The organism is Rodentibacter ratti, assembly GCF_002000485.1.
Lineage (GTDB): Bacteria > Pseudomonadota > Gammaproteobacteria > Enterobacterales > Pasteurellaceae > Rodentibacter > Rodentibacter ratti.
The window spans coordinates 1-18,328 of sequence record NZ_MLAJ01000008.1; the positions used below are offsets into that span (position 1 = coordinate 1).

The window sequence follows — 18,328 nt, forward strand, 5'->3', positions numbered from 1 at the left end:
CTTCATTTCTTCACAACAGCGCGTCGTTGTGTGCGGTGCATTATAGGGATTTTTTTACGCTACGCAAGGGATTTTTTCAAAAAAATTTAAAAAAATGATCTTTTGATTAAAAGAAAAACGGATCGAATAAAATTTGGCTGGATTCTGCTACTTAATTGAACATTTCAAAATGCGAGGTAGCTCCACGATAGAATCCAAGAGATAATCAGCCATGGCTTCTCCTTCTTCCGTTATTGCTTTTCCTGTACGAACCAATATATTTGTTTTCACTTTCGCACCGATGCCCGCTTTCAGATCATCCACTTTATCGCCAACCATCACTGATTTTTCTGGGTCAATCTTCAATTCTTCTATTGCCTGCAGCAACATACCTGATTTCGGCTTGCGACAATCGCAGTCCTCTTTGTATTCCCCTTTACCATCCGGGAGGTGTGGGCAATAGTAAATCCCATCCAAATCTACACCTTGCTCTGCCAACGACCAATCCATCCATTCTGTTAATTGTAGAAATTGATCTTCAGAAAAATAACCGCGTGCAATACCCGATTGGTTCGTCACTAACACCAATAAATACCCCATCGCTTTTAACTCACGTAACGTATCAATTGCCCCATCAATAAATTTAAACTTATCGATCTCATGCACATAGCCATAATCTACATTCAACGTACCGTCGCGATCTAAAAAAATTGCTTTATTCATTTTCACTCTGTGATTGCCCCAATTTTCAAAATTATCCCTTTAATTCTATCAATTAGCAAATATAAGCTATAACCAATCCATCTAAAAAAGATCCCACGATATATTGACACGGCAATCTAGACGTCTAGAATACCGAAATAAATTTGAAAATAGTAAGAGAACAAGGGCTTATATGATTAAGCTAAATAATATTACGAAGATTTTTGAGTTAGCGGGAAAAAAGCTGAGCGCACTTGATAATGTTTCGCTCAATGTTGAGAAAGGGCAGATTTGTGGTGTCATCGGTGCATCTGGCGCGGGGAAAAGTACACTTATTCGTTGCGTAAATTTATTAGAAAAACCGAGTAGTGGTTCAGTAATTGTGGATGGGGTGGAGCTTACCCAACTTTCTGATCGAGAATTAGTTCATGCCCGTCGCCACATTGGTATGATTTTCCAACACTTTAATCTTCTCAGCTCACGCACTGTATTTGAAAATGTTGCCCTCCCATTAGAATTGGAAGGCGCATCAAAAGCAAAAATCCAAGAAAAAATAACCGCACTTTTAACATTGGTCGGTTTAAATGAGAAACGTGACGCCTATCCCAGCAATCTTTCCGGTGGGCAAAAACAACGTGTGGCCATTGCTCGTGCTTTAGCAAGCGATCCAAAAGTATTATTATGTGACGAAGCGACAAGCGCATTAGATCCTGCCACCACACAATCTATTCTAAAATTACTAAAAGAAATCAACCGCACTTTGGGCATTACTATTTTACTCATCACGCATGAGATGGAAGTGGTAAAGCAGATTTGTGATCAAGTCGCAGTAATCGATAAAGGACAATTAGTGGAGCAAGGGACTGTCGGGGAAATTTTTTCAAATCCAAAAACCGAGCTAGCACAAGATTTCATTCGCTCTACATTCCATATTAATTTACCGGATGAATATTTGGAGAACCTGACCGATACCCCTAAACACAGTAAGGCATATCCAATTATTAAGTTTGAATTTACCGGCCGTTCTGTGGATGCACCATTGCTGTCACAAGCATCAAAAAAATTTGGTGTGGAACTCAGCATTTTAACATCACAAATTGATTATGCGGGTGGTGTGAAATTTGGCTATACCATCGCAGAAGTGGAAGGTGATGAAGATGCCATTACACAAACTAAAATTTATTTAATGGAAAATAATGTACGCGTGGAGGTACTCGGTTATGTTCAATGATTTCTGGACAACATTTAGCCAACAGCTCACGCCACAGATGTGGGGCGTTGTTGCAACGGCAACGTATGAAACCGTCTATATCAGCTTTGTCTCTACGTTATTGGCTGTTATTGTAGGTTTGCCTGTAGGCGTATGGACATTCTTAACCGGTAAAGACGAAATTTTACAAAATAAACGTGCGCACTTTATTTTGAATACCATCATTAACATTGGTCGCTCGATTCCATTTATCATTTTACTTTTGATTTTGTTACCTGTAACACGCTTTATTGTCGGCACTGTACTAGGCACAACTGCAGCCATTATTCCATTAAGTATCTGTGCAATGCCTTTCGTGGCACGTCTAACCGCTAATGCCCTGATGGAAATTCCAAATGGGCTGACTGAAGCAGCACAAGCAATGGGAGCAACTAAATGGCAAATCGTCCGTAAATTTTACTTACCTGAAGCATTGCCAACTCTAATTAACGGTATCACACTGACTCTCGTGACTTTGGTGGGGTATTCTGCTATGGCGGGAACACAAGGCGGTGGCGGACTTGGAAGCCTTGCTATCAATTACGGTGTATATCGCAATATGCCTTACATCACTTGGGTTGCGACCATTATCATTGTTCTTTTCGTAATGATCAGCCAAAAACTCGGTGACACGCTGGCGAAAAAAGTGGATCATCGTTAGAACACAACTTACTTTTAACTAAATAGAGGAAACCTTATGAAATTAAAAAATTTATTTACGATTACAGCCCTTGCATCTGCTCTTGTCCTAACAGGATGTAAAGATGATAAAAAAACTGAAAGCGCAGCAACTACCCCCCTTAAAATCAAAGTTGGAGTAATGTCAGGTCCGGAACATCAAGTGGCCGAAATTGCGGCAAAAGTAGCAAAAGAGAAATATGGGTTAGATGTACAATTTGTAGAATTTAACGACTATGCGTTGCCAAATACTGCCGTTTCTACCGGTGATTTAGATGTAAACGCAATGCAGCATAAACCTTATTTAGATCAAGACACAAAAGCCAAAAACCTAAATAATTTGGTAATCGTGGGAAATACTTTTGTTTATCCATTAGCCGGATATTCTAAAAAAATTAAGAATCTGAATGAACTGCAAGAAGGCGCGAAAGTGGTCGTGCCAAACGATCCAAGCAATCGTGGACGTGCATTGATTCTGCTTGAGAAACAAGGCTTAATCAAACTTAAAGATGCCAATAATCTATTATCAACAGTATTAGATATTGTTGAAAATCCAAAAAATCTAAATATCACCGAAGTGGATACCTCCATTGCTGCTCGCGCATTAGATGACGTTGATTTAGCAGTAGTAAATAACACCTACGCCGGTCAGGTTGGCTTGAATGCACAAGATAATGGTGTGTTTGTGGAAGATAAAGATTCGCCTTACGTAAACATTATTGTCGCGCGTACAGATAACAAAGACAGTAAAGCCGTGCAAGATTTCGTGAAAGCTTATCAAACCGAAGAAGTGTATGAAGAAGCTAAAAAGCACTTCAAAGATGGGGTTGTAAAAGGTTGGTAATTTTTTAATTTAAAGAAGCGGTTCTTTAATTAATAAAGATGGGATTAGTCGTCAAAAACTAATCCTATTTTTTAGGACTAGAAATAGCCACTTTTTCAAAAAATAAATCCAAAAGATTATACTCTCTCAAATCCCTTAAACCTTGATATAAAAAACCGCACTTTGCATAACAAAGTACGGTTAAATTTTTCAAAGTTCTTCGTCGCAATTATAGTGATGCTTGATCTACTGCAACGCCTGCACCCATTGTGGTAGAAATGCTAACTTTCTTAATGAAGATACCTTTTGCTGTGGTTGGTTTTGCTTTTGTTAAAGCAGCCAATAATGCTTGGAGGTTTTCTTTTAATTGTTCTTCAGAGAAGTTTGCTTTACCAATTGTGGTGTGGATGATACCGTTTTTATCGTTACGATAACGGATCTGACCGGATTTCGCATTTTTTACAGCTTCAGCAACGTTTGGTGTTACAGTACCGACTTTAGGGTTTGGCATTAAACCACGTGGGCCTAACACTTGACCTAATTGACCAACAACACGCATTGCATCAGGAGAAGCGATAACTACATCAAAGTTCATCTCGCCTTTCTTGATTTGCTCCGCTAAATCTTCCATACCCACTAAGTCAGCGCCCGCTGCTTTTGCAGCATCTGTGTTTGCGCCTTGAGTGAATACAGCTACACGAACTTCACGACCTGTACCATGTGGTAATACGGTTGCACCACGAACGTTTTGGTCAGATTTACGAGGATCAATACCTAAGTTTACTGCAACATCAACACTTTCAACGAATTTAGCGGTTGCGAATTGTTTTAATAACGCAATTGCTTCGTTGATTTCATATGCTTTAGTAGAATCTACGCCAGCTTTGATTGCTTTCATTTTTTTAGTCAATTTAGCCATCGTATTATTCCTCCACCACTAAGCCCATAGAACGAGCAGTACCAGCGATTGATTTCATTTTGGTCTCAATAGTCGCACCGGTCATATCTGCCGCTTTTGTTTCAGCGATTTGACGGATTTGATCTAAGGTTACTTTACCCACTTTATCTTTGTTCGGCTTACCGGAACCAGATTTGATACCCGCTGCTTTTTTCAATAATACGGCAGCCGGTGGAGTTTTAGTAATAAACGTAAATGAACGGTCAGCATATACAGTGATTACAACTGGAATTGGTAAACCTTTTTCTAAGCTCTCGGTACGAGCATTGAACGCTTTACAGAATTCCATAATGTTCACACCTTGTTGACCTAATGCCGGACCAACTGGTGGTGATGGGTTTGCCATACCTGCTGCAACTTGCAACTTAACGTAGGCTTGGACTTTTTTTGCCATTTTAATTTTCCTCTAATTGGGTCATAGCGCTATAAATAGCTCCCCGATGATTTCGACACCGATCATAAAAGATACTGTGCCATACAAAAATATAAGCCGATAAACGGCTTATAAACAGGTTGCGGATTATATAAAAAGGACGATTGCTTTTCAAGCAATTCAAATTAAAACACCGAAAAAATCACTAAAAAATAACCGCACTTTAAAAACAAAGTGCGGTCATGATTCGTAAATATCCGGCTTAGAGTGTCTTTTCCACTTGACCGAATTCCAACTCAACCGGAGTTGCCCGACCAAAGATAGAAACCGATACTTTCAAACGACCTTTTTCGTAATCGACTTCTTCTACCGTACCATTGAAATCGGCAAACGGCCCTTCGGTAACACGCACTTCTTCACCCGGGTGATATTCGTTGCGGTGGCGCGGTTTCTCTGCACTTTGTTCTAAACGATTTAAAATTGTATCTGCTTCACGTTTAGAAATCGGAGCCGGCTTATCCGGTGTTCCACCAATAAAGCCCATTACTCGCGGTACACTTTTCACTAAATGCCAAGTGTCATCGTTCATTTCCATCTCTACAAGCACATAACCGGGAAAAAATTTACGTTCACTTTTACGACGCTTACCTGCTACGTTTTCAACGACTTCTTCCGTAGGCACTAAAACTTCACCAAATTGATCTTCCATTTGGTGCTGTTTAATATATTCACGCAAAGTCAATGCCACGCGGCTTTCAAAACCGGAAAACGCTTGTAGCACATACCAACGTTTTTTTGATACTGTTGTTTCTTCTGTCATTTTAGAATCTCAAATCGGTTAAAAAGTTAATAATTGATACGATAATAGAATCTATCGCCCAGAAAAATAATGAAGCAATAACAGTCACACCCATCACAATCAAAGTGGTTTGACGTGCTTCTGAACGAGTTGGCCACACAACTTTACGCGCTTCATTTCTTGACTCTTTAAAGAAATTACGTGCTTTTGTGCCTTGATTAGTAATTGCGGCGAAAACAAAGGCTAATACAAGAGTAATCGCCACACCAATCACACGAACAGGTGTCGAATAATCTTTTTGAAAATAAGCATTGCCAATGGCTGCAACAGAAAAGAAAACCACAACCAATATCCAAAGTAACGTATTTAAGCCTTTTGATTTACCTTCTACCGGCTCTTCTGTTTTTTTCTTTTTATCAACAATTTCAGTTGCCATAATTGAATCCGTTTAAAAAGGGGAAATAAGAATAAATTTAAGAACGTGCGATTGTAGCACTTTCTTTACCCATTTCCTATTGAAAAATGAGTAAGCTGGAAAACAACCAAAAATCAACCGCACTTTTTTTTGTATAAGTAAACGCTAAGTACGATAAACCAACTTAGGTGCTTCATTCTCCACAATCGTTAATTCATCCACGATGACTTTTTCAAGGTTTTCAATGGATGGTAAGTCATACATTGTATCAAGTAGTACGGCTTCAACAATGGAACGCAAACCACGCGCACCGGTTTTACGCTCAAGCGCTTTCTTCGCCATGGCTTTCAAAGCTTCCGGTGTAAATTCCAACTCTACGTTTTCTAACCCGAATAATGCTTGATACTGTTTTGTTAAGGCATTTTTAGGTTGGGTAAGAATTTGCACCAGTGCATCTTCATCCAATTCATTTAACGGAGCGATCATTGGTAAACGTCCGATAAATTCCGGGATTAAACCAAATTTCATCAAATCGTCCGGTTCTACTTGACTGAATAGTTTTGACAGTGATTGTTCTTCGGTCTCTTTTTCCACTTTTGCAGCAAAACCAATACTTGTCGCCGTTTGAGTACGCTTAGCAATAATTTTATCCAGTCCGGCAAATGCACCACCGCAAATAAATAAAATTTTTGATGTATCGACTTTCAACATTTCTTGTTGAGGATGTTTACGACCTCCTTGTGGAGGTACTGATGCAATCGTTCCCTCAATTAATTTCAACAATGCCTGTTGCACGCCTTCGCCTGATACATCACGGGTAATAGATGCACTTTCCGACTTGCGGCTGATTTTATCAATCTCATCAATATAAATGATACCCTGCTCTGCTTTTTCAGTATCGTAGTCACAATTTTGCAGAAGTTTTTGCAATACGTTTTCAACGTCTTCGCCTACATAACCTGCCTCAGTCAATGTTGTTGCATCCGCCATCGCAAAAGGTACATTTAAACGACGAGCCAAAGTTTGTGCAAGTAATGTTTTACCGCTTCCCGTTGGACCAATCAGCAAAATATTACTTTTACCTAATTCAACCTCATTACTTTCATGGTTGGTACGTAAGCGTTTATAGTGATTATATACCGCCACAGAGAGCACTTTTTTGGCATAATCCTGACCGATTACATAATCGTCTAAATGTGCGCGAATTTCATGAGGTGTCGGCAATTTGGCATCATTTTCAACCGCACTTTCTCCCTCATCTTCACTATCCGCTTCATGACTTTCTTCCAGCATAGAATGGCAAAGTTCGATACATTCGTTACAGATATAGCCTTCTGTTCCGGCAATCAATTTATCCACTTCGCTTTTTTCTTTGCCACAAAAAGAGCAATGCAAATCTTTATTTTCCGTTGTCATCTTTAATCCTTAACGTTTAATTAACACCTCATCCACTAAGCCATAGGCTTTTGCTTCTTCAGCAGACATAAAGTTATCGCGATCGGTATCTTGCTCGATACGTTCAATGCTTTGCCCCGTGTGGAAAGCTAAACGTTCATTTAAGGTATGTTTAATTTTCAAAATTTCTTGTGCATGAATTTGAATATCCGATGCTTGACCACGGAATCCGCCCAACGGTTGGTGGATCATCACTCTCGCATTCGGTAATGCGACACGTTTACCCGCTGTACCACCAGCCAATAGGAACGCCCCCATAGAGCATGCCTGTCCAACACAAAGTGTGCGAATATCCGGTTTGATAAACTGCATAGTATCGTAAATCGCCATACCCGCAGTCACCGAACCACCCGGAGAATTAATATAAATATTAATATCTTTGGTCGGATCTTCTGATTCTAAGAAAAGCAATTGTGCAACGATCAAATTTGCCATGTGATCTTCAACTTCACCAGTTAAAAAAATCACACGCTCTTTTAATAAACGTGAATAAATATCGTAAGAACGCTCACCTCGTGAAGTTTGTTCTACGACCATAGGAACTAAAGCCATTTTCTCACCTACTCTGTATAAAAATTCTTGCTATTCTACCCGAAACATCTACAAATAAAAATGCGGTCGCTTTTATTGAAAATAACGACCGCACTTTTTAATCAACGAAAATTAAGCTTGTGGATTCATAATTTCATCAAATGAAGATGCTTTTTCAGTCACTTGTGCTTTTGCAAGAACAGCATCAACTGCTTGTTCTTCTAACACAACATTGCGAATATTGTTCATTAATTCTTCATTTTTGCTGTAATATTCAACCACTTCAGCCGGTTGTTCGTAAGCAGAAGCGATATCAGTGATCATGGTTTTCACACGTTCCTCATCCGCTTTCAATTCGTTTGATTTGATCACTTCAGAGAATAATAAACCCACTTGAACACGGCGTTTTGCGTCCGCTTCAAATAATTCACGTGGTAATTGTGCAGCCTGTTGAGCATTACCACCAAAACGTTGTGCCGCTTGGTTACGTAATACATTGATTTCTTCTTCAACAGCAGAAGACGGTACGTCAATCGGGTTTTGTTCAATTAAGCCATTGATGACTTGTTGTTTCACACGAGAAACTAAGGCATTTTTCAATTCACGTTGCATATTTTTACGGATTTCTGTGCGTAAATCTTCAACCGTTTTGGTATTAGGACCGAATTTAGCCACAAATTCATCCGTTAATTCAGGTAACACCATGTTTTCAACTTTTTTCAAGGTAATCGCAAATTTAGCCGCTTTACCTTTTAAGTTTTCAGCATGATATTCCGCAGGGAAAGTGACATCAATATCAAATTGTTCACCGGCTTTATGACCTACGATACCGTCCTCAAAACCGGGAATCATACGACCTTGTCCCATGAACAATACGAAATCGGAGGCTTTGCCGCCTTCAAATTCTTCACCATCAATAGAACCAACAAAATCAATGGTCACGCGATCATCGGCTTTTGCTGCATCTTGGCTTTCTGCCCAAGTCGCCTGTTGTTTGCGTAACACATCGATCATTTTATCAATATCCGCTTCCGTGATTTCAACGGTTGGTTTTTCCACTTTGATATTTTCTAAACCTTGTAATTGAACTTCCGGATACACTTCAAAAGTTGCGGTGAAAACTAAATCTTTACCTTGCTCAAAAGTTTCAATCGCAAAAGTCGGACGACCTGCAATATTGATTTTCTCCGCAATCACTGCATCAAAGAAATGACGTGGCAATAAATCATTTAATACATCTTGACGAATTGATGCGCCAAAACGTTGCTCAATAATATGTGCCGGCACTTTACCTTTACGGAATCCATCTACACGAACATTTTTTGCGGCACGTTTAAATTCTTCACGTGTCGCTTTTTCAACAGTTTCCGCAGGAACGGTGATAGCCACACGGCGCTCTAAACCTTGGGTTGTTTCAATATTTAATGACATTTGTAACCTCAATTTATTTTTGCACTCGGTCAAACTCACACCGAACACGTTATTAAAAATAATGGTGATAAAAAAACTGGCAGATTATATCGAAATAAAAGCTGCCAGTCGATAGAAAGTCGATAAATCAAACAAAATCCCACTTATTTTGGCGATTTTATCAACAAAATTTTAAAGCCTAAAAAAGTGCGGTTAAAAATGACCGCACTTTTAAGTGCTTATAAATCTTTCGGTAAACGAATTTTCTGTCCCGGGAAGATTTTATCTGCATCCTTGATGACTTCTTTATTTGCCTCAACAATCGCGGTGTATTTTGCCCCGTTGCCGTAAGTTTTTTCCGCAATTTTCCAAAGGGTATCACCTTTTTGAATGACATAGAAAGTATCGTCAGCAGCTAGACTTTCGCCGTTACTGATGGTTGCGTCACTTGTAACGGAAGTAATGCCTTGGATATTTCCCGCCATTAATACGGCTTTTTCTAATGCCGCCGCAGTAGAAGCCACGCCTTGGATATTTGCTACCCCATTTTCAACGGTAACAGAAAGATTTTCTACACCCGGATTATCTTCTGCGATGTGTTGTGTCACCGCTTTCGAGGCATCTTCTTCTTTAGAGAAAAGTTTTTTGCCAATATCGCCAACAAAATCAAATAAGCCCATTTTTTATTCCTTTATCAGTTGTTAATCTTGCGCCCTACGATACTGAAAAATGATGAAGAAGTCTATAAAACACAGTGTAAAAACTTGTAAATCTTTCAGTAAAAAAGCTTTAAAGATAACCGCACTTTGGTAGAATGCCATCAATTTTTAATGACAGATAAAGGGGCGATTATGCGCTGGCAAGGCAGAAGAGAAAGTTCAAATATTGAGGATAGACGGGGCTCCGGTGGCAATTTTGGCGGAGGAAAAGGCACAGGTATCTTGGGTTTCATTATTTTATTAGTGGGGGCTTATTATGGTGTGGATTTATCCGGATTGGTTGGCACACCTGACTTTTCGGGTCAATCTTCTCAACGATTGGAAACCCAAGAGGAACAACAGCTTGCCGGGTTATCAAAAGTTGTGTTAGCGGATACGGAAACCGTCTGGGGAAGTTATTTCAAACAAATGGGATACCAATATCAAGAACCCGTTATGGTGCTTTACAACGGCGCAACCTCTACCGCTTGTGGCACAGGACAATCGGCAATGGGGCCTTTCTATTGTCCCAATGATCGCAAAGTTTACCTCGATCTCTCTTTCTATAATGATATGAAAAATAAATTGGGGGCTGCAGGGGATTCCGCCTTCGCTTATGTGATTGCCCACGAGGTGGGGCATCATGTGCAAAATTTACTCGGTGTTTTAGGGCAAGTTCATCGTGCTCAACAAAGTACCGATCGCAAAACTGCCAATCAACTTTCGGTAAAATTGGAATTACAGGCGGATTGTTTTGCCGGAGTTTGGGCAAATCAAGCAGTGAAAAGCGATTTGTTTGAACGAGGGGATGAAGAAAAAGCCTTTAATGCGGCGGAAGCGGTGGGCGATGATCGTCTACAAAAACGTGGACAAGGCTATGTGGTACCGGATAGCTTCACTCATGGTACTTCTGCTCAACGTTTGATGTGGTTTAGAAAAGGATTGCAAACAGGCAATCCAAGCCAATGTGATACGTTCAACTAAAAAGAAAGGTCTGGCAAATGCCAGACCTTTTCGTTTAATAATGAAATTAAAGAATAAAGCGGCTCAAATCTTCATTTTCTACCACTTCACCCAGTGCCTCCGCCACATAGGCTTCATCAATATTGACGGTTTGACCGTTCATATCACTGGCATTAAAGGATATTTTATCCATCAAACGCTCCATCACCGTATGCAAACGACGAGCCCCAATATTTTCTGTTTTCTCATTGACACGGAATGCCGCTTCGGCGATTTTTTTCACCGCCTCTTGGGTAAATTCAATATTCACCCCCTCCGTTGCCATTAACGCCTTATATTGCTCGGTTAAAGAGGCGTTAGGCTCTGTTAAAATTCGTTCAAAATCAGCCGCACTTAGGGCGGAAAGTTCCACACGAATCGGCAAACGGCCTTGTAATTCCGGGATTAAATCCGAAGGACGTGCCACTTGGAACGCACCGGATGCAATAAATAAAATATGATCCGTTTTCACCATTCCATGCTTGGTGCTGACCGTAGAGCCTTCCACCAATGGGAGCAAATCACGTTGTACCCCTTCACGGGAAACATCGGCGCCGCTGTATTCACCTTTTTTACAGATTTTATCAATCTCATCAATAAATACGATGCCGTTTTGCTCCACCGCTTCAATGGCTTTTTGTTTCAATTCTTCCGGATTAATCAATTTTGCCGCTTCATCATCAATCAAGGTTTTCAACGCATCTTTAATTTTCATTTTGCGCTTTTTGGTTTTTTCGCTTCCAAGATTTTGAAACATAGATTGAAGCTGGCTTGTCATTTCTTCCATTCCTGGAGGCGCCATAATTTCCACCCCCATAGAAACGCCGGCGGAAACATCAATCTCAATTTCTTTATCGTCTAATTGACCTTCACGTAATTTTTTACGGAACGCCTGACGCGTGCTATTGTTGCTATCTTGGTTCTCAACTTCACCCCATTGATTTTTTGCCGGCGGTAATAACGCATCAAGAATACGTTCTTCCGCTGCATCTTCCGCCTTCGCTCGATTTTTCGCAATTTCTTGCTGACGAACCAATTTCATTGCGCTATCCGTTAAATCACGAATAATGGAATCCACTTCTTTTCCCACATACCCCACTTCGGTAAATTTTGTCGCTTCCACTTTAATGAAAGGAGCATTGGCTAATTTTGCCAAACGACGGGCAATTTCCGTTTTACCCACACCGGTCGGCCCAATCATCAGAATATTTTTCGGGGTAACTTCGTGGCGTAGCGGATCTTGAAGTTGCATACGGCGCCAACGATTTCTCAGTGCAATAGCAACCGCTCTTTTGGCATCGGCTTGCCCAATAATATGTTGATCTAATTCAGAAACAATTTCGCGTGGAGTCATTTCAGACATAATCTTTTCCTTAATTCGGTAATTCTTCAATAGTGAAATGGGTGTTCGTGAACACACAAATATCACCGGCAATTTTTAATGATTTTTCCACAATTTCACGGGCGGAAAGATCCGTATTTTCCACTAATGCACGGGCGGCAGAGAGCGCATAATTCCCCCCCGAACCAATGGCTAAAATTTGGTCTTCTTCCGGTTGTACCACATCGCCGATCCCAGTGATAATCAGGCTTTCTTTTTCATCCGCCACAATCAACATCGCTTCTAATTTACGCAATGCCCGATCCGTTCGCCAATCTTTCGCCAATTCCACCGCACTTTTCAACAAATGGCCTTGGTGCATTTCCAATTTACGCTCAAACAATTCAAACAGCGTGAACGCATCTGCCGTCCCTCCGGCAAAACCGGCTAATACTTTGCCATTGTATAAACGGCGCACTTTTCTCGCATTACCTTTCATCACGGTATTGCCTAAGGAAACTTGCCCATCTCCCCCGACCACCACTTGCCCATTACGGCGCACACTGACGATTGTTGTCATTCTTCTGTCCTTCTTTGAAAAAACTTGCTCGTTATATGGCGGCAGAATTTGGAAAATTCAAGTCTATGAATTGATTATTTACTTCTTGTAGAGAAAATAATAAAAATTGTAATTTTAAAAAATTACAAAAACAGCTTGTAATCATAAAAATTCAGTTTATAATTCGCATCATGTAATTTAAAGAAGGCACATTTATATGTTATTAAGTGATATTGTGGAACTTCATAGCGGTCAGGCTCAGTTCCGTATAACCGAAACCACCGATACAAATGCACCTGTTTATCGCTATTACTCCCAAGCCCACCTTGAGCAAGATTTGTGCTTATCGGATGCTCCGGTTTCATCTAAAGAAATAAGGACTTTTGATCGGATTAGTAGCTTACTCTATACCGGCGATATTGTTTTCAGTTTAATTTCAGGAAAAGCCGTTCAAATCAGTAAATTACATCATCATTTTTTATACACGCAAAATTATGTCAAATTAGTACCAAATGCAAAAATTAGTAGCAGTTATCTGATTTATTTATTAAACGAAAATCGTTCCATTCACAAACAATTATCCAGTGGTTTGCAAGGCTCTCAAGTGCTGAAATATACGACAAAACAGCTTAAATCACTCAAATTGCCTAAATTACCTCCCTTATCAAAGCAACATCTTATAGGAGATATTTACTTTAAACAGCAAAAATTAGCACATCTTAAACAACGAGTTGCTCATTTAGAAAAATTACTGGTCTTAAAACAATTAGAAAAAGCGAGTGCAAAATGACAAATAAAATACCTGAATTAAAATTTGAAAAAGCCTTAATTGAATATCTTTGTACCGGCACAATCACCGCCCCTGAAAATGTGGTCGCTGAGCCCAGTGCGGACTATATCGTTCGCACCAAACTTTGGCGTTATGAACCCCATATTAAAACGACAGAAGATTTATGGGAAAATTTCAAACAAATTTTAGAAAAACTCAATCAAAAAACTTTAGAGCGTCCTTTAAGTGCGGTCGAATTTGCGCAAGTTAAACGAACGATTTCCAATTTATCCACACCTTATGCCGCCGGACAATTTCTTTATGGTACAAATGGCATATCACAAATTGAAATTGATTTGGATGATGATCGCCATGTTTTTTTAACAGTATTTGACCAAAAACAGATTGGTGCAGGCGATACGGTGTATCAAATTGTGAATCAAATTAAACGTCCGGCAGTGATCGCCGGTAAAGAAAATCGCTGTTTTGATACCACGTTATTGATTAATGGCTTGCCGATTATTCAAATTGAAGAAAAAAAAGAAACACGGGATATTAATGAAGCCTTAAATCAAATGCATCAATATATTGCTGAAAATCAGTACAGCGATATTTTTTCTACACTCCAAATCTTAGTTGCGATTACACCTAATAACGTGAAATATATGGCGAATACTACCGCAGATCGTTTTAATAAAGATTTTGCCTTCAACTGGCAACGCCAATCGGACAACAAGCCTGTTTATAAATGGAAAGAGTTTGCTGATTCTATGCTGAGTATCCCTATGGCACATCAAATGGCGACTAACTATATGATTTTAGATGGCACACCAAACAAGCAAACTCTAAAAGTGATGCGCCCTTATCAAGTTTATGCCACACGTCGTGTGATGGATAAATTAAAACGAGCGGATTTTGATCAAGCCTTAAACAAACTCGGTTATATTTGGCACACCACAGGATCAGGCAAGACCATCACGAGTTTTAAAACCGCTTGGCTGGCAAGTCGTTCGCCAAAAGTGGATAAAGTGGTGTTTTTAGTGGATCGCATTGCCCTAACCACTCAAACAAATGAGAATTATCGTGCTTATGATCCTGATGCGAGTGAAGATAGTCTAGGCAGCGTACTTGACACAAATAACACCACGGATCTTAATCGCAAACTGCACAGCAAAGGTAGTCAAATAATTATTACCTCTGTACAGAAACTGGATACTTTGGTTAAACGTGCATCTTTTAAAGCTCCTGAAAAAAATATTGTCTTTATTGTGGACGAAGCCCACCGTTCCACCGGAAGTGAAAACTTTCGTAGCATTCAAAAAGCGTTTAAACATTCTGCGTGGATTGGTTATACCGGCACACCCATGTTTGATGAAACGACAAAAGGACTACGCACCGAAGATATTTTTGGTGAACTGTTACATGCCTACACTATTCGAGAGGCGATTGCTGATCGTAATGTCTTAGGTTTCAAGGTGGATTTTGAAACCACAATTAGTGAAAAAAGCATGAAAGAAGATCACCTTCCGAAATTCTATCGCCTTAAATATCCCCATTGGACGGAAGAACAAATTGCTTTAAAGATCGCTAATCTCACGCAACAAGATATGGACGACAATATTGAACCAAGTTTTTATGATGAAAATGAAGAACACGTAAAATTGGTTGTCGCCGATATTTTCAAACATTGGAAAAACCGTTCAAATTGGGACAACAAACGCAATTGTGGTCGATATAATGCCTTATTGACCACCCACGTTGGTGGTGGCAAAGCCAGCACGCCGATGGCGATGATGTATTTCCGCGAGTTCCAACGGGTAAACAAAGTGCGGTCAGAAAATGGCGAGTTTTTGCTGAAAGTCGCCGTGACCTTTAGTCAAAATACAAGCAATAACGACAGCATGCTTGAAACCAACCAAGGATTATTCGAGGCAATTCAACATTACAACAACGAATTTGGTACTAACTTCACCATGTCTGATGTATCTGCTTATACTCAAGATGTCACCAGTCGTTTAAATCGTACCGCGGCAGACAAACAATATTTAGACCTCGTCATTGTGGTAGATCAGCTGTTAACAGGCTTTGATGCTCCTGAATTAAATACGCTCTATGTTGACCGCACTTTAAAAGGTGCAGGGCTTATTCAAGCTTACTCTCGAACCAATCGCGTAGCGGATATGCGCGAAAAACCTTGGGGACGAATTGTCAATTACCGCTGGCCTGCTCATAATGAGAAGTTAATGAATGAGGCGTTGTCCATTTATGCCAACAAAGATTCCGCCAAGTTATCTGACGAAGAACGAAAAATAACGAATGTTAAGGACAATATTACCGCGCCTAAATACGAAGAATTGCTCAAAGACACAAAACGTGTTGTGGAAGAGTTGCGTGAAATAACGGATAACTTCAGCCAATTGCCACCATCTGAAACAAAAAAATGGGAAATGTTTGAGCAATTACGCAGCTATACCGCCAATATCGCCAAAATGAAGCAATATTCTGCGGAAGATGAAAACGGCGAAATCATCGGTTTTGACTATGGCAACCCGGACAAACTCATTCACGAACTCGGTATGACCTCTGAAGAAGAAAGTATGCTCACCAACACATTGACCAACGAACTCAAACTCCATTTAGCCAAAAGTCGAAATGTGCCGGTGATGCAAATTGAGCTTAAAATGACCCATGTGAAAGATGTCGAAATTAATTACGACTACCTCACCGAATTAATTTCCGCCTTGTTAGAGCAGGTACAGGCAGGTGACACAGAAAAAGCCAAAGAAATGGAAAAAGAATTGGAAAAATTCGCCAACGGATTGGAAGATCGCAGTTTTGCCCAACGTATCAACCGCGCAGCAAAAGCGATTATGAACGGTGTTTTTAAATTAAAAGATGTGTTTAAAAAAGATGGCATTACTATTGTGGAACAAGCCAATAACGCCAACCAAGATCAACAATTCTTGGATTTCCGTCTCCAATGGGGATTAACGGAAGTGATTACCAACGACCAACTTCGTCAACTTTTTGCTAAACATCAATTCCAACAAAAAGATTTGGATGATAATGATCAACTGACGGATTTAATCAAGCAAGCGTGTATCACTTATCCTGAACTTGCCAAAAACGACGAGGTAAAAAAACTCACTAAAATGAAATACCGCAATCAGTTGCGTAATGCGATTTATGAACTGGCGGATGAACATGTAGGAGAATAATATGAATTTTAATATATATTGTGATGAATCTTGCCATTTACCCAATGATAAAATATCAGTGATGGTATTAGGAGCTATTCGTTGTCCAGTTGAAAAAACAAAAGAAATTGCCAAAAGATTGAGAGAAATAAAAATAAAGCACGGATTTCACCCTAATTTTGAAATTAAGTGGAATAAAATATCAAAAGCTAAGGCCAGTTTCTATTTAGATATTGTTGATTATTTTTTTGATGATGATGATTTGAGTTTTAGAGGAATTATTATTGATAAATCCAATCTTAATCATAAAAGTTATAATCAAACACATGATGAGTGGTATTACAAAATGATGTTTTTACTTTTAAAAAATCTACTTATACCTAAAGCAAACTCATTTATTTATTTGGATAAAAAAGATACGCAAAGTGCCATTAAAGTAAAAAAATTACATGATATTTTATGCCATAGTACTTATGATTTTGAGCAACGCTTTATCAAGCGTGTACAAGTTGTTGAATCTCATCATGTTGAACAATTGCAACTGGCCGATCTCTTACTGGGTGCTCTGGGTTATTATCACCGTAATTTATCAAGTAATGAAGGAAAAAAAAGAGTTATAAATCGTATAAAAGAACGTTCCGGATACGCATTAAATAAAAATACATTACCAGCAGAAAGCAAATTTAACTTATTTCATTGGGAAGGAAATTATTATGGGTGATGAAAATAATTGGCTTCCTGATCTTTTGTTGCTCGAGGATTTTGGTGGGGATTGGGAAAAATATTTTAACGCAGTGTATCGAATTTTTGAGCGAGATTTTGAACGCTCAAAACCGATATTTGCAGGGCATACGGTTAATTTAAAACGTCATCCAACCTATAATGATAAAAGTGCGACATTCTGGCATACGATTTCGGAAGGGAAAGATGAATCTGAAAGAACACCAGATATAAGGCGATGCGAACGAATTGCGTGGCTAAAACCTATTTTTGAAGAATTTCAAGAAGTAAAACCTACGGAAAATTCAAAAATACGATGGTGGCTAGAAATGAGAGGAAAGGAAGAGCGCTATCATCTTGCTTTGCCTGATTTCAGTTACGTAGTTGTTGTCGCAAAACGTACAAATTTCGTGTTGCCGTGGACTGCTTTCTATGTGGAATATAATCATCAAAGAAGGAAATATCAGAAAAAATATGAGAAATATTGGGATATTATAGGAAACGAAAAAAGCTGAAGCCGCCTCGAAAGGCGACCTCGTAACTCCTTCAGTCATAGGCTGATGAGCTGAAAGCATTATCGGACAATCGATGAACCATTGTCAAGATTTTTTATAGGAAAAACTATGATCAATGAAAACATTTTCCCTAAGCCTAAAAAGCGAAAAGCCTCGATGAAACCCACCAAGGCTA

The 18,328-nt window shown here is 39.4% G+C and carries 19 protein-coding genes; 8 read left to right on the forward strand and 11 right to left on the reverse strand.

What is annotated here, in order from left to right; genetic code table 11:
* Positions 1-147: 147 nt before the first annotated feature.
* Positions 148-702 carry a D-glycero-beta-D-manno-heptose 1,7-bisphosphate 7-phosphatase gene (gene gmhB, locus BKG94_RS07735; RefSeq protein ID WP_077435931.1) on the reverse strand — a complete coding sequence of 185 codons (555 nt, stop codon included), beginning with the start codon at positions 700-702 and terminating at the stop codon, positions 148-150.
* A gap of 172 nt (positions 703-874) precedes the next feature.
* Between gmhB and metN the strand changes: the two genes are divergently transcribed.
* The 3 genes from metN to BKG94_RS07750 are packed head-to-tail and all read left to right on the forward strand — an operon-like array spanning position 875 to position 3,452.
* Positions 875-1,912: a methionine ABC transporter ATP-binding protein MetN gene (gene metN, locus BKG94_RS07740; protein WP_077435933.1), complete on the forward strand. Its 1,038-nt coding sequence runs from the start codon at positions 875-877 to the stop codon at positions 1,910-1,912.
* The gene (locus BKG94_RS07745) at positions 1,902-2,591 is read left to right on the forward strand and encodes a methionine ABC transporter permease (protein WP_077435935.1); all 690 of its coding nucleotides are present in this window, start codon (positions 1,902-1,904) and stop codon (positions 2,589-2,591) included. The genes metN and BKG94_RS07745 overlap by 11 nt, the downstream gene beginning before the upstream one ends.
* 36 nt (positions 2,592-2,627) lie before the next feature.
* Positions 2,628-3,452 (forward strand): MetQ/NlpA family lipoprotein, encoded by an 825-nt coding sequence (locus BKG94_RS07750; RefSeq protein WP_077435937.1) that lies wholly within the window; start codon positions 2,628-2,630, stop codon positions 3,450-3,452.
* A gap of 208 nt (positions 3,453-3,660) precedes the next feature.
* Here the strand turns inward: BKG94_RS07750 and rplA are convergent, their stop codons facing one another.
* From rplA to lysM, 8 genes are all read right to left on the reverse strand, one after another.
* Positions 3,661-4,350 carry a 50S ribosomal protein L1 gene (rplA, locus tag BKG94_RS07755; RefSeq protein WP_077435939.1) on the reverse strand — a complete coding sequence of 230 codons (690 nt, stop codon included), beginning with the start codon at positions 4,348-4,350 and terminating at the stop codon, positions 3,661-3,663.
* Positions 4,351-4,354: 4 nt separating this feature from the next.
* The gene (gene rplK, locus BKG94_RS07760) at positions 4,355-4,783 is read right to left on the reverse strand and encodes a 50S ribosomal protein L11 (RefSeq protein WP_007241834.1); all 429 of its coding nucleotides are present in this window, start codon (positions 4,781-4,783) and stop codon (positions 4,355-4,357) included.
* A 241-nt stretch (positions 4,784-5,024) separates the two neighbouring features.
* Positions 5,025-5,582 carry a transcription termination/antitermination protein NusG gene (gene nusG, locus BKG94_RS07765; protein ID WP_018356870.1) on the reverse strand — a complete coding sequence of 186 codons (558 nt, stop codon included), beginning with the start codon at positions 5,580-5,582 and terminating at the stop codon, positions 5,025-5,027.
* A 1-nt stretch (position 5,583) separates the two neighbouring features.
* Positions 5,584-5,997, reverse strand: a complete 414-nt coding sequence (gene secE, locus BKG94_RS07770; RefSeq protein ID WP_077435941.1) for a preprotein translocase subunit SecE — start codon at positions 5,995-5,997, stop codon at positions 5,584-5,586.
* A gap of 144 nt (positions 5,998-6,141) precedes the next feature.
* Positions 6,142-7,392, reverse strand: a complete 1,251-nt coding sequence (gene clpX / locus BKG94_RS07775) for an ATP-dependent protease ATP-binding subunit ClpX (RefSeq protein WP_077435943.1) — start codon at positions 7,390-7,392, stop codon at positions 6,142-6,144.
* A gap of 9 nt (positions 7,393-7,401) precedes the next feature.
* The gene (clpP, locus tag BKG94_RS07780; RefSeq protein WP_077435945.1) at positions 7,402-7,983 is read right to left on the reverse strand and encodes an ATP-dependent Clp endopeptidase proteolytic subunit ClpP; all 582 of its coding nucleotides are present in this window, start codon (positions 7,981-7,983) and stop codon (positions 7,402-7,404) included.
* A 111-nt stretch (positions 7,984-8,094) separates the two neighbouring features.
* Positions 8,095-9,393 (reverse strand): trigger factor, encoded by a 1,299-nt coding sequence (tig, locus tag BKG94_RS07785; protein ID WP_077435947.1) that lies wholly within the window; start codon positions 9,391-9,393, stop codon positions 8,095-8,097.
* Between the two features lie 218 nt (positions 9,394-9,611).
* Positions 9,612-10,052: a peptidoglycan-binding protein LysM gene (lysM, locus tag BKG94_RS07790; protein WP_077435949.1), complete on the reverse strand. Its 441-nt coding sequence runs from the start codon at positions 10,050-10,052 to the stop codon at positions 9,612-9,614.
* Positions 10,053-10,223: 171 nt separating this feature from the next.
* Here lysM and ypfJ point away from each other — a divergent pair, with 171 nt between their 5' ends.
* Complete coding sequence (gene ypfJ / locus BKG94_RS07795; protein WP_077435951.1) at positions 10,224-11,054, forward strand: KPN_02809 family neutral zinc metallopeptidase; 831 nt, start codon at positions 10,224-10,226, stop codon at positions 11,052-11,054.
* A gap of 46 nt (positions 11,055-11,100) precedes the next feature.
* On the opposite strand, the gene hslU is transcribed toward ypfJ, so the two are convergent.
* Complete coding sequence (gene hslU, locus BKG94_RS07800) at positions 11,101-12,435, reverse strand: HslU--HslV peptidase ATPase subunit (RefSeq protein WP_077435952.1); 1,335 nt, start codon at positions 12,433-12,435, stop codon at positions 11,101-11,103.
* A gap of 10 nt (positions 12,436-12,445) precedes the next feature.
* Complete coding sequence (gene hslV, locus BKG94_RS07805) at positions 12,446-12,973, reverse strand: ATP-dependent protease subunit HslV (protein WP_077435953.1); 528 nt, start codon at positions 12,971-12,973, stop codon at positions 12,446-12,448.
* A 196-nt stretch (positions 12,974-13,169) separates the two neighbouring features.
* Between hslV and BKG94_RS07810 the strand changes: the two genes are divergently transcribed.
* Genes BKG94_RS07810 through BKG94_RS07825 form a run of 4 tightly spaced genes read left to right on the forward strand, consistent with a single transcriptional unit; the run spans position 13,170 to position 18,153 of the window.
* Positions 13,170-13,742: a restriction endonuclease subunit S gene (locus tag BKG94_RS07810; protein WP_077435954.1), complete on the forward strand. Its 573-nt coding sequence runs from the start codon at positions 13,170-13,172 to the stop codon at positions 13,740-13,742.
* Positions 13,739-16,939 carry a type I restriction endonuclease subunit R gene (locus tag BKG94_RS07815; protein ID WP_077435955.1) on the forward strand — a complete coding sequence of 1,067 codons (3,201 nt, stop codon included), beginning with the start codon at positions 13,739-13,741 and terminating at the stop codon, positions 16,937-16,939. Before BKG94_RS07810 ends, BKG94_RS07815 begins: the two co-directional genes overlap by 4 nt.
* A gap of 1 nt (position 16,940) precedes the next feature.
* Positions 16,941-17,639 carry a DUF3800 domain-containing protein gene (locus tag BKG94_RS07820; RefSeq protein WP_077435956.1) on the forward strand — a complete coding sequence of 233 codons (699 nt, stop codon included), beginning with the start codon at positions 16,941-16,943 and terminating at the stop codon, positions 17,637-17,639.
* On the forward strand, positions 17,632-18,153 hold the full coding sequence (locus BKG94_RS07825) for a hypothetical protein (RefSeq protein ID WP_077435957.1): 522 nt from the start codon (positions 17,632-17,634) through the stop codon (positions 18,151-18,153). The genes BKG94_RS07820 and BKG94_RS07825 overlap by 8 nt, the downstream gene beginning before the upstream one ends.
* The last annotated feature ends 175 nt before the right edge of the window (positions 18,154-18,328 follow it).